The sequence below is a fragment of the Caballeronia sordidicola genome (assembly GCF_002220365.1).
Lineage (GTDB): Bacteria > Pseudomonadota > Gammaproteobacteria > Burkholderiales > Burkholderiaceae > Caballeronia > Caballeronia sordidicola_C.
The window spans coordinates 170388-181694 of record NZ_MTHB01000027.1 but is presented as its reverse complement, the minus strand read 5'-3'; the positions used below and the strand labels follow the sequence as shown (position 1 = coordinate 181694).

The following is an 11307-nucleotide window of genomic DNA, read 5'->3' as shown; positions in this document are numbered from 1 at the left end:
GTGAACGACGACGGGGGTCAACCAGTGACCTCGACCGCACACTATGTGCTCATCGCAGGCAATGCGAAAGAGCGGGTCCTAGTTGTATATAACTTCCTCAGGAAGTGCGGGCACATGGAAACCAGCGTGGAATTGTTGCCCGCTTCCCTTGCACCTGGACATCGCTGGCGTTACCTGCTGATGATCCGATATGGCGAGGTCCCGAGCTTGATCTGCTTTCCTCGAATTGGGAAGGCAGCCAGCTTGCTGGAAAGCGGCCAGTTGACCAACTTTCAAGGACAATATTTCGTCGATCCGTTGTTTTATGCTGCGGTGGAAGTTCTGCGCGCGAGTGTGGAACAGAGGCCCGGTAGGGTTCTGAGAGCAATGCACGAATTTTACAAACGCTGGGATCGCGAGGTTTTAAACATAGCCACCACCGTGGCGCGTACCGACGAGTTCGTGAAGGGGACGGGCTAGGGCGCGCCTGATGTGAGCGCCATGCTTTGTGGAAGAAGCGAAACGCCTATGTGGTTGCGCGCTATAGACAAGCTGCGGAGCGCGCGTAGGTGTCGTCGTCGAAGCGCCAGCTCAGCGACCATAAAGACCATAAGAGGTGACAGAACGCGCGCCGGTTTTCAGTCTGTCTCGCCCGGCCGCGCTCACTATGTGATTGTCGAGGCTAGATTGAAATGTCGGGGTGCGGGCTAAATTGAAATGTCGGGGTTCAGCTTTGGTTTTAAGCTTGTTTTAGCCTGGTAATCTCTTCTGAAAGAGTCATTTCCCCACCGCGGCTGCCCGCAATTCGGCAGTTCTCAGAATGATGCCGTTCAGGTCCGCCTGCGTGAGTTCGCGTTGCTTGCGCGTATTGTTGGCCCGCATCTTCGGCTTCGCTGGTTCGCCCTGGTTGGTCCGCGAGGGCGAGCCCGAGATGCGCCGGTTATCACGCTCCATCTGTACCTGCTGCGCGACCTCCAGCACGTGCCCCAGCCGCTTGTTATCGACCACCGCCCCCCCTGGTCAATGTCGGACAATCGATCGTACTGGCGGCAGGCTAGGGCGGCGCCATTCGCCCGGATCTCGATGCGCCCATCGGGGTATTCGTACACGTCCAGGTATTGGTGAATCAGGCCGCGGTTGGCCGCCGTATCGTCCAGCAAATACATCACCCGGTCATACTGCACCGTCAACGTCGCCGACACGCAGCGCGAGACCCGGCACGTCAGAATCAAATCAAGATTCTCATCCGCTCTGAGCGGTCGGTGCGCGTTGTACGCGCTCCTGGGCACCTTGCCAAAACGTTCGTTGAAGTCAGCAATGAAATGGGGCGCATAGGCGTTCGCCGCTTCCTTCGTGTCGATCTTGCGCAGTCGCAACTCCTTCACGAGCCGGTCCTGCAAAGTCAGGTTGGCGCGCTCCACGCGTCCCTTGGTCTGGCTGCTGTTGGCACACAGCGTATCCACGTTCAACTCGTACAAGGCCCGCCCGTATTGGGTTACGCCCTTGCCGGGCGTGCTCGCCGGATTGTTGCAATGGAACACGCTCGCGCGGTCGCTGTAAAGTGCGACTGGCTTGCCATACGCCTCGATGCACCGGACGTGTCGCCTCGAAATAACTGAAGGTTGATTCCGTCGCGGTAAAGTGCAGGGTCATCAACCGGCTGGTGGCGTCATCAATAAACACCAGCAGCGTACACGCGGGCGCCCGCTCCTCGAACCACCGATGATCGCTGCCATCGATCTGGATCAGCTCGCCCAGGCACGCGCGCCGGTTCCTCGGCTGGTGAATCTTGGGCGGACGCTGCTTGCGCGGAATCCATAGGCCCGCGTCAGCCATCAGGTGCCGCACGGTTTCCTTGGAAAGCGTCAAACCTTGAGCTTCACGCAGCTTCTCGCAGGCCAGCGTCGGGCCAAAATCGGCATAGCGATCGCGAATCAAAATCAGCGCGCGGTACGCCGTTGCCTCATCGAGCTTGCGATTGCCCGGACGTCCTCGGGCAGCTGACCCCACGCCGGCCGCGCCAGCCTGTTTGTACCGAAGCACCAATCGCTCAACTTGGCGCACCGTCAGGCGCAAACGCTCAGCAGCCAGCCCAGGCTTGAGCATCCTGTCCACGACGGTTTGAATCACTTTAAGTCGGTCGAGTTCGCGCATGTTCAACGTCACCAGTTCGGTTGGTTGCATGGTGAGCTCCCATCGTTGGATCGGAAGCGCCCAGCATCGCACCAGCACCGAAACACGACATTCCTATCTTGCTTAAACACGACATTAGGATATTGCATGCTACATGCACATTTTGCGTTGATAATTTATCTTATGTCAAATAAGATTTGCCGTTAAGTTTACGACGCTTTAGTTCTGCAAACCCCTACGTCAAGCCATCTTCTCCCCTTGAGCGACTACCGGCCAGTGTCATGCCTTGGCGGCGCTGCGGCGCTAAGAACGAAGTGGAACTGCGCGGCCTCGCATTGGTTCGCTCGGCAGAGAATTTTTTGTCGGCGACCACCGGGCATGTAGACGTGTGTGTGGATTGCACATGTTTTCAAACATGGAGATGCGCATGGGAAATGCACTCGAAAACCGGGCGCGCAAGTCTACGAATGTCACGTTGCCGCCCGACGTCCTGGATCGGGCCAAGGAACTCGGGATCAACCTTTCGCGCGCGAGTGAGCGTGGTGTGCGTGAAGAAATTCAGGAGACGGAGGCTCGCCGTTGGGCCGACGACAATGCCGAGTTGGTCGCAGCCTACACGGCGATGGTTGAACGCGACGGGCTGCCGCTTGCGAAGTACAGGACGTTTTAATGGCGCGTTTTGATCTCTACGGTAACCCCGACGATGGAACGCGGCGCCTTGCGGCGTACCTGCTCGACGTGCAGAGCACGCATGTCGGAACCCTGCCGACACGCATCGTGATTCCTCTGAGACCTACCCTGGATCTCGGGTTCTCCGGCAAACCGTCCGATCTGCTGCCTGTCTTCGAGATCGCTGGCAAGAAACACTTCCTCGACACGCCTGCCATGAGTGCTGTTCCGTTAAACGCGCTCGGCAGTCGCATCAGCTCCCTTGCCGATCACCGCGATGCCATCCTGGCCGCGCTCGATCGGATCTTCAGCGCCTACTGACCGAAGGAAACGTAGCGCCGACTCGGGCCAGGCCGGAGGATCCGAGTATTCGCTGCGGCACACCTTTCGGAGAATTATTCCGGGTGCTCCCTCGGGAGCGCGCCCGCGCCCGACTGGGTGCCCTGCCGGCACCGCTTGACGCTTTCGCGAATCACGGCCCGGGCTCAGCTTGCTGCCTTTGATAGGGCTTATTGTGGCGGCGGATGGCCGTGTTCCTCTGCGCTACCGCGGTGCTCGGGCCTGGCCTCCTCGTGATTTACACCGGGTCCAGGCGCGCGCCCATAGTTGCCTTGCGGCGCCCCGGGCGGCCTGCCGTTGCCTTCATTGCCGCGTGGCGGCCCCGGAGGATGCCCGCCATACGGTTGCGGCGGCGGATGCCCATAACCCGGGCCCGGACGAGGCGCTTCATGATTGATCCATCGCCCTTGATCGCGATACCACGGTTGCCCGTGATAATAGTTGCCCCAGTAAGCGCCCAGGGAGAACGCGACGATCGGTAGGCCGATCGTCGCGCCATAAGTCGGAATAGGCACATTCGAACCCTGATACGGGTAGCTGAGCGCGGAAGCGTCGACCCAGCCACGCAGGTTCGGAACGGCTACATCGCACCAGGTATAGCCGGCCACGCAACCGTAAATCGTTACCTGAAGTCCCTGCGGCAACTGTGACACAACCGGATAATCCGGCGCCGGCCCGGCAAACACGTCGACGGGTGCGCTGGTGAACGCGGCTTGCTGCGCGCTAGCACCTCCCGAGAGGCAAAACAAGGCCGCCACGCCCACCCCTATACTCATATTCAAAAGCTTTTTCATCTTGGTCATCCTTTGGAGAAGCGGTTCAGTCATTCAAGTTTCGGCGCTTTTATTCGATCGATCGCACTGAGTAACTCAGGCAACGACACGGGCTTCGCGAGATGAGCATTAAACCCGGCACGTATCGCTCTCTTGGCATCCTGTGCGCGTCCGAATCCGGTTAGTGCGATTGCAGGCACCGCGACCATCCTCGGCAGTGTTCTCAACGCTTCGATAAATTCGTAGCCATCCATCTCCGGCATTCCGATGTCCGACAGAACCAGATCGAACTCGCGCTCATTGCTGCCGCAAGAGCCTGGCTGCTTAAGACGGCTGCAGCATCGCCGGCCAGTTCGGGATATTTGAGGCGATGCGTAAGATCGAGTAATGGGCGACCCACAACGGACTTGATCAGATTGAACAGGCCGAGCGCAGGTGCGGTATAGCGTTTAATGCGCATCGCCCGGTCTACAAAGACGGTCGCGATATCCGTTGAAGCGATGAGGTTCTCCAGGTCATCGTTCGCCTTGGCTGTCTCTGCCATCTTCGATTCCAGCTCGAAGCGCAGCGAGGCGTCGGTAAAAGTGCAGGTGGACGATTGATAGAAATGCCGACATTAAATAATGGCAATTTTCATGCCTAAGCACCTTAATGGACTACTCGCGGTTTTTATCGGAGTAACCCCGAACTCGTCCATCTCGGGGCAGCCGACATCAAGCTTTCACAAATGACTTGTTGCGATGCAACATTTATCAGTTTATGCTCAAAGTGGTGCAGCACCATCCGTTTTCGAAAGCCCCGTCTATATTTGTATTTGTTATGGCGACGCTGTACGGCCGAGCGGCAGTTTATTCCACATAAGCCCCGGTTCACCTACTAAATTTCCGATCCCAGACGTTCCTTTCATTGTGATTGATATCTTTATTAGGTATCCCTATCAGACAATCAATCTTGGAGCATTTCATGACTTCCTCCGCTTTCTCCCCTTCTATCGGTGAGCTTTCGACAAACTGGTTGCGCCTTTTCACTGACACCTGCGAAATGCTCAGCGCAACCACCCAGGTCGTTAAAGTTCGCACCACTCGCATGGCGATGGCCGGGCCGCTACCCAATGAGCGGGACCGGGTTGAATTCAGTCTGATGAGCCGGGAAAAGAGCGAGGCAGCGTCCGAATCAATCCAGGCGATGGGTTCAGGATTCGTCAGCCTGAGCATGGCTCTGGCAACGGATACGAGCAAACATATCTGGGCTACATCCGCGGCAGCCTCAGCCCTGGCGTCGAGCCAATCTTTGACACAATGGATTGAATGCCAGGCAGCGCTGTTGAAGATCGCAGCAGCATCTCCGGCTAATCCGTTGCAGTTGGCCAATTCAACCGCCCGTTTGGTCCAGGAGAGCCTCGCACCTATTCACGACCGCGCGACCGCCAATGCCAAACGCCTAGGTGTGCTTTGACATCCGCCGTGTTAGGCGCCCCGCTTCGTGACGAGGATTCGCGGGCTCGCAATCACACCATCGACGGTATGTCGAAAGTTCCATGCAAACTGGATGGTGTGTCAGAAACCATGCTGTGGACGCTTTACGACCGTGCGTGCGAAGCGCGCCGGCCCGACGGCATTCTCGCTGACCCCGACAGTGTGCGGATCTGCAATGCTATCGACTACGATTTCATGCGTCATTTTGGCGAACCCGTCGGTTCGTTTGCCGCACGGGCGGCACAGATCGACCAATTGTTGAAGCGATGGCTCGAACGCCATCCGGAGGGTCTGATTGTATCGCTCGGTGAAGGCCTCGAAACGCAAGCTCACCGCGTTGACAACGGCCAGATGCGATGGCTCACGGTCGATCTCCCGGCCGCGATCGAACTGCGGCAGCACTTTCTTCCTTCGTGCAAGCGTTTGCGCCACGTTGCTGCGAACGTATTCGAGCCGGGTTGGATTGAAGGGATCGAACCGGGTCAAGATGTATTTATCGTAGTCCAAGGGCTCTTCATGTATCTTGAGCCTGACGCAGTGAGACGTTTGTTTATCAGGATCGTCGAACATTTTCCGGGTGCCGAGATCGCGTTCGACGTCATTCCGCGGTGGTTTTCCCAGCTAACCCAGTGGGGCGTCATGCAAACGCCACACTATCGCCTGCCTGCGATGCCCTGGGGGATCAACAGCGATGAAATAGCAGCGCACCTGCATGGTTTGTCATCAGCCATTGCGACACTGAGCGTGCTGGAGTACCGGGCGCCCCGAGGCTGGCCGAGGATGACGGAGGATCTTTTCCGTATGAATCCGCTAACAAAAGGCCATCTACCTTGCTTGGTCCATGCCAAGGTCCGGAATCACTGACCGCGTCCGCATTGGCGGTTGATTGCCCCGAGCCAGCGGCGATATGAATGTTGCGGGCAATGGAGCAAAAAGGCAACGGTCGACCAAGCGAGGATGCCACACCTCTTTTGGGAACTGGCAGCGGCCACGGCCGTACATTCACCTCTTTCCTTGAGCTGCGCTATGAAAGACAAGATTGTCACCGCCGACGAAGCGGTCGCGCTGATTCACGACGGCGACAGCGTCTGCTGCTCAGGCTTTGTCGGCATTGGTACACCAGACGAATTGATCATGGCGCTGGAGCGGCGGTTCACCGGCACGGGTGAACCGCGCAATCTGACCCTGGTGTTCGCCGCCGCGCCCGGTGACGGCCGGGACCGGGGGCTCAACCGCGTAGCCCTGCCGGGGCTGGTCAAACGTGCGATCGGCGGACATTGGGCGCTGTTGCCGAAGCTCGCTCGCATGGCGACCGACAATCTGATCGAGGCATACAACCTTCCGTTGGGGACGATGTCGCATCTGTATCGGGACATCGCGGCGCATAGGCCCGGCACGCTTACACAGGTCGGATTGGGCACGTTCGTCGATCCGCGTCACGGAGGCGGAAAGATCAACGCCAGCACGACCGAAGACCTGGTGAGCACAATCGACATCGACGGCAAGACGTGGCTCTTCTACAAGGTCTTTCCGCTTAACGTGACCCTGATTCGCGGTACCACGGCCGACCCCGAAGGCAACGTCACGATGGAACGCGAGGCGCTCGTGCTCGACGCCATGGAGGCCGCCATGGCCGCCCACAATTCAAACGGTTTGGTGATCGTCCAGGTGGAGCGGATCGCCGCGAGCGGGACACTCGATCCGCGGGCAGTCGTCGTACCGGGAATATTCGTTGACCGTGTTGTAGTCGCCCGCCCAGACACTCAAGCCCAAACCTACGGTACAGCGTATAACCCTGCGTTCTCCGGCGAAATGAAGGTCCCGTCGGGCACGATGGAAAGCCCTGTGCTCGACGAACGAAAAGTCATCGCACGCCGATGTGCCTTCGAGCTGCCGCTCGGTGGTGTAATCAATCTGGGCATCGGGGTTCCTGAAGTCGTCGCAGCCGTGGCCGCGGAAGAACGACTGCTTAGCCACCTGACGTTGACCGCCGAGCCCGGTTTAATCGGCGGCACTCCGCAGGGCGGCTTGAATTTCGGCGCCGCAATCAACATCGATGCCCTGCTTCATCAAAACCAGCAGTTCGACTTCTACGATGGCGGAGGGCTGGATCTCGCGTGTCTCGGCATGGCGGAGATCGATCGGTGCGGAAACGTCAACGTCAGCCGCTTCGGGCCGCGACTGGCCGGTGCCGGCGGGTTTATCAACATCAGCCAGAACGCCCGTCGCGTGGTATTCGCGGGAACGTTCACGGCCGGTGGACTCGATGTGGTGGTCGAGGATGGACGTCTGCGTATTGTGTCGGAAGGTTCGAAGAAGAAACTCGTCGAGTCTGTCGAGCAGATCACTTTTAATGGATCGCTTGCTGCTCAACGCGCTCAGACCGTGTTGTATGTCACCGAGCGGTGCGTCTTCCAGCGCGTGCCCGAAGGACTCGAACTGACGGAAATTGCACCCGGCATCGATATCGACCGCGACATTCTCGCCCACATGGACTTCGCGCCTATCGTGCGAAACGTGCGATTGATGGACCCTCGAATTTTCTTGCCACAGATCATGGGTCTGGCGACGGTGCTGCTCGATTCGCAGATGAGCGAGCGGCTCAGTTACGACGCCGAGCGCAACACGATGTTCGTGAACTTCGAAGGCATGGCGATCCGCTCGAACGACGACATCGAAAGCGTTCGGCGTGTGCTTGGGGCGTTCTGTGATCGCATCGGCCACAAGGTTTCGCTAATGGTCAACTATGACGGATTTCGGCTGGACGAGTCGGAGGCCGATGCGTACTTCGAGATGGTCAGACAGTTGCAACTCAAGTACTACAGCTCGGCGACTCGCTTCACTACCAGTGCATTCATGCGCATGAAGCTTGACGCTGCATTTAGCGAGCTCGATTCTGCATCACATGTTTGCGAAACACATGCGCAAGCAGCGGCCCATGCGACTCGCCAACTCGAGGACGTCGCGCACGGCCCGGTCGGCGAGCCCGGCGCGGGCGGATGACCACCCGCTGATTCACGCCGCGATGACTAGAACCCAGCCCATTCATTGATTCGACCCACAACTCGCTGTGGTTTAAAAACGAGGTGACTATCCATGAAAGCATCCGACCTGTTCGTCAAGGCACTAGAAAATGAAGGCGTCGATCGGATCTTCGCCGTGCCGGGTGAAGAAAATCTCGACGTCGTCGAGTCGCTGCGGCGCTCCAGCATCCAGCTGATCGTGACCCGCCATGAACAGTCTGCGGCCTTCATGGCAGCGACCCACGGTCGCCTGACGGGAAGGCCCGGCGTCTGCATGGCAACGCTCGGTCCCGGCGCGCTGAATCTGGTCACCGGCGCCGCCTACGCGCATCTTGGCGCCATGCCGATGGTGCTGATTACCGGACAGAAACCCATCATGACGGCGCACCAGGCGCGCTTCCAGATAGTCGACATTGTCGCCACGATGAAACCACTGACCAAAGCGTCCCGGCAAATAGTCAGCGGCACCAGTATTCCGACCGTGGTGCGCGAAGCGTTCCGGCTGGCCGCGGACGAGCGACCCGGGCCGGTCCATCTCGAGTTGCCTGAAGACGTGGCCGCCGTTGAGGTGAGCGATGACGTGGCGCTCGTTCCGCTGCATCCCGTCGAGCTCCCGGTGGCGCAGGAGGCGGCCATCGAACGAGCTGCGGCTTTGCTGATGGAAGCCGAGCGTCCGCTCGTCATGTTTGGTGCAGCCAGCAACCGGCCGCGGCTCGTGGGTCAATTGACCGAGTTCATCCGACGCACCGGTATCCCTTTCTTCAACACCCAGATGGGCAAGGGCACCGTTGCCGCTGTCGGCAACAACGAGGCCACCGAGCTCTGGATGGGAACGGCCGCGCTCAGCGCGCGCGATTACTTGCACGAGGCGATCGACCGCGCCGACCTGATTCTCGCTATCGGGCATGACACGGTCGAAAAGCCGCCGTTCATCATGGGACCGAAGGGACCTAAGGTCATTCACGTGGGTTATACGCCGGCGCATGTCGAACAGGTGTTCTTCCCGCACGCCGAAGTGGTGGGCGACCTCGGCTTGAGTCTGCGGCGGCTCGCCGATCAGGTTCAAGGCAAGCTTCCGAACGCGGCTGCACTGGCGCCGCTGCGCGAAGGTATCTTGAGACGCACACTGGACCGGGCAGAGGAGTCACGCTTTCCGCTGACGCCGCAACGCATCGTCCACGACGTACGCGAAGTCATGCCGGTCGACGGCATCGTCGCGCTCGATAACGGCATGTACAAGATCTGGTTCGCGCGATGTTACCGGACACGCAGTGCCAACACGCTGCTGCTCGACAACGCATTGGCAACCATGGGAGCGGGCCTGCCCTCGGCCATGATGGCGGCACTGCTCTACCCTGCCCGGCGCGTGATGGCGGTATGCGGCGACGGCGGCTTCATGATGAACTCGCAAGAACTCGAGACCGCCGTGCGGCTTAAGCTCAACCTCGTCGTATTGATCATCCAGGACGATGCCTACGGAATGATCCGATGGAAACAGGCAGTCGACAACTTCCCGGACTGGGGCCTCACGTTCGGCAACCCCGATTTCGTCAAGTACGCGGATGCCTATGGCGCTAAAGGGCGGCGCGTCGAGTCGGCCGACGCGCTGGCGCCGACGCTGGAAGCCGCGTTCCGCGAAGGCGGCGTGCAGTTGGTCATCGTTCCGGTCGACTACTCGGAGAATACCCGCGTACTCGTCGAGGAACTGAAAAACCGCGTTATGGAGGTCACACAATGAAGATCAAGGCAGCAGTTTTGCAGGCGATGGGCGCAACACCGCCCTACGCCGTCTCCCGCCCGTTGCATATCGAAGAGATCGACCTGGCCCCGCCAGGCGCCGATGAAGTGCTGATCAAGATTGCCGCCGCCGGCCTGTGCCACTCCGACTTGTCCGTGATCAACGGCGACCGGCCACGTCCGATGCCAATGGCCCTCGGCCACGAAGCCGCTGGCGTTGTCGAGGAACTGGGGGCAGGCGTAACCGACCTCCGGGTTGGCGACCACGTCGTCGTGGTGTTCGTGCCGAGTTGTGGCCACTGTGCGCCCTGTGCCGAAGGCCGTCCGGCCTTGTGTGAGCCGGGCGCCGCAGCAAACGGCGCCGGTACCTTGCTGTCCGGTGCGCGTCGTCTCACGCGCGGTGGTGATGCTTTGAACCATCATCTCGGATGTTCGGTGTTTGCCGAGTACGCGACCGTGTCACGCCGCTCGGTCGTCAAGATAGATCCCCGTGTTCCGCTCGACGAAGCCGCGCTGTTCGGGTGTGCCGTGCTCACGGGTGTCGGCGCGGTGGTCAACACGGCGCAGGTCAGGGTCGGCGCATCCGTCGCGGTGGTCGGTCTCGGCGGTGTTGGCCTGGCAGCGCTCATTGGCGCGCAGGCGGCTGGCGCCAGGCAGATCGTTGCCATCGACTTGTCCGATGCCAAGCTCGAGCAGGCGCGCACCCTCGGCGCCACGCACACGGTCAACGCCGGTCGGGCCGATGCGATCGAGCACATCCGCGCGCTCAGCTCCGGTGGCGTCGAGTTCGCCTTTGAGTTCGCCGGTTCGATCAACGCCCTGGACCTGGCTTACCGCATTACGCGCCGAGGCGGTTCGACCGTCACAGCCGGGCTGCCCCCGTCGACCGCGCTTTGGCCGCTTCCCGCGGTCAGCCTTGTGGCAGAAGAACGCACCCTCAAGGGCAGCTATATTGGCACATGCGTGCCTTCGCGCGACATCCCGCACTACATCGATTTGTATTTGCAGGGTCGTCTGCCGGTGAACAAGCTGCTCACGGGCCGGCTGAAACTCGATGAGATCAATCATGGCTTTGACTTGCTGCACGAGGGCAAGGCGATTCGCCAAGTGGTGGTATTCGAATGAGCCGATAGCGCTCAGCCGACCAATCCGATTGGTGGCCGCTAAGTCCGGCCGAGA

Annotated in this window: 11 protein-coding genes and 1 pseudogene; 8 read left to right on the top strand and 4 right to left on the bottom strand. The window is 59.8% G+C overall.

Annotation, left to right across the window (positions count from 1 at the left end):
* Positions 1-459: hypothetical protein (locus BSU04_RS04270; protein ID WP_218827226.1), on the top strand; the 459-nt coding region annotated here is incomplete at its 5' end.
* A 297-nt stretch (positions 460-756) separates the two neighbouring features.
* On the opposite strand, the pseudogene BSU04_RS04265 reads toward BSU04_RS04270, so the two are convergent.
* Positions 757-2163, bottom strand: a pseudogene (locus BSU04_RS04265) (ISNCY family transposase).
* A 376-nt stretch (positions 2164-2539) separates the two neighbouring features.
* Here BSU04_RS04265 and BSU04_RS04260 point away from each other — a divergent pair.
* Together BSU04_RS04260 and BSU04_RS04255 are read left to right on the top strand one after the other, a co-directional pair.
* Positions 2540-2782: a type II toxin-antitoxin system CcdA family antitoxin gene (locus tag BSU04_RS04260; protein ID WP_256982133.1), complete on the top strand. Its 243-nt coding sequence runs from the start codon at positions 2540-2542 to the stop codon at positions 2780-2782.
* On the top strand, positions 2782-3102 hold the full coding sequence (locus tag BSU04_RS04255) for a CcdB family protein (RefSeq protein ID WP_089159417.1): 321 nt from the start codon (positions 2782-2784) through the stop codon (positions 3100-3102). Before BSU04_RS04260 ends, BSU04_RS04255 begins: the two co-directional genes overlap by 1 nt.
* 188 nt (positions 3103-3290) lie before the next feature.
* Here BSU04_RS04255 and BSU04_RS04250 read toward each other — a convergent pair whose 3' ends face one another.
* The 3 genes from BSU04_RS04250 to BSU04_RS04240 are packed head-to-tail and all read right to left on the bottom strand — an operon-like array spanning position 3291 to position 4437.
* Positions 3291-3914 (bottom strand): SH3 domain-containing protein, encoded by a 624-nt coding sequence (locus BSU04_RS04250; protein WP_144021115.1) that lies wholly within the window; start codon positions 3912-3914, stop codon positions 3291-3293.
* Between the two features lie 29 nt (positions 3915-3943).
* On the bottom strand, positions 3944-4147 hold the full coding sequence (locus BSU04_RS48710; RefSeq protein ID WP_373452791.1) for a response regulator: 204 nt from the start codon (positions 4145-4147) through the stop codon (positions 3944-3946).
* Positions 4117-4437: a PAS domain-containing protein gene (locus BSU04_RS04240; protein ID WP_089159414.1), complete on the bottom strand. Its 321-nt coding sequence runs from the start codon at positions 4435-4437 to the stop codon at positions 4117-4119. Before BSU04_RS04240 ends, BSU04_RS48710 begins: the two co-directional genes overlap by 31 nt.
* A 419-nt stretch (positions 4438-4856) precedes the next feature.
* Between BSU04_RS04240 and BSU04_RS04235 the strand changes: the two genes are divergently transcribed.
* From BSU04_RS04235 to BSU04_RS04215, 5 genes are all read left to right on the top strand, one after another.
* Complete coding sequence (locus BSU04_RS04235) at positions 4857-5348, top strand: polyhydroxyalkanoate granule-associated phasin (protein ID WP_256982132.1); 492 nt, start codon at positions 4857-4859, stop codon at positions 5346-5348.
* Between the two features lie 68 nt (positions 5349-5416).
* Complete coding sequence (locus tag BSU04_RS04230) at positions 5417-6232, top strand: class I SAM-dependent methyltransferase (RefSeq protein WP_089159413.1); 816 nt, start codon at positions 5417-5419, stop codon at positions 6230-6232.
* A gap of 162 nt (positions 6233-6394) precedes the next feature.
* On the top strand, positions 6395-8371 hold the full coding sequence (locus tag BSU04_RS04225) for an acyl CoA:acetate/3-ketoacid CoA transferase (protein ID WP_089159412.1): 1977 nt from the start codon (positions 6395-6397) through the stop codon (positions 8369-8371).
* 93 nt (positions 8372-8464) lie between these two features.
* Positions 8465-10129: an acetolactate synthase large subunit gene (locus BSU04_RS04220; RefSeq protein ID WP_089159411.1), complete on the top strand. Its 1665-nt coding sequence runs from the start codon at positions 8465-8467 to the stop codon at positions 10127-10129.
* Positions 10126-11253, top strand: a complete 1128-nt coding sequence (locus tag BSU04_RS04215) for a zinc-dependent alcohol dehydrogenase family protein (protein ID WP_089159410.1) — start codon at positions 10126-10128, stop codon at positions 11251-11253. Before BSU04_RS04220 ends, BSU04_RS04215 begins: the two co-directional genes overlap by 4 nt.
* Positions 11254-11307: the final 54 nt, after the last annotated feature.

Bases quoted from the DNA above. Each gene is read 5' to 3' on its own strand.
- BSU04_RS48710 (WP_373452791.1), bottom strand. From the start codon at position 4,147: ATGGATGGCTACGAATTTATCGAAGCGTTGAGAACACTGCCGAGGATG.
- BSU04_RS04230 (WP_089159413.1), top strand. From the start codon at position 5,417: ATGTCGAAAGTTCCATGCAAACTGGATGGTGTGTCAGAAACCATGCTG.
- BSU04_RS04235 (WP_256982132.1), top strand. From the start codon at position 4,857: ATGACTTCCTCCGCTTTCTCCCCTTCTATCGGTGAGCTTTCGACAAAC.
- BSU04_RS04225 (WP_089159412.1), top strand. From the start codon at position 6,395: ATGAAAGACAAGATTGTCACCGCCGACGAAGCGGTCGCGCTGATTCAC.
- BSU04_RS04215 (WP_089159410.1), top strand. From the start codon at position 10,126: ATGAAGATCAAGGCAGCAGTTTTGCAGGCGATGGGCGCAACACCGCCC.
- BSU04_RS04250 (WP_144021115.1), bottom strand. From the start codon at position 3,914: ATGAAAAAGCTTTTGAATATGAGTATAGGGGTGGGCGTGGCGGCCTTG.
- BSU04_RS04255 (WP_089159417.1), top strand. From the start codon at position 2,782: ATGGCGCGTTTTGATCTCTACGGTAACCCCGACGATGGAACGCGGCGC.
- BSU04_RS04240 (WP_089159414.1), bottom strand. From the start codon at position 4,437: ATGGCAGAGACAGCCAAGGCGAACGATGACCTGGAGAACCTCATCGCT.
- BSU04_RS04220 (WP_089159411.1), top strand. From the start codon at position 8,465: ATGAAAGCATCCGACCTGTTCGTCAAGGCACTAGAAAATGAAGGCGTC.
- BSU04_RS04260 (WP_256982133.1), top strand. From the start codon at position 2,540: ATGGGAAATGCACTCGAAAACCGGGCGCGCAAGTCTACGAATGTCACG.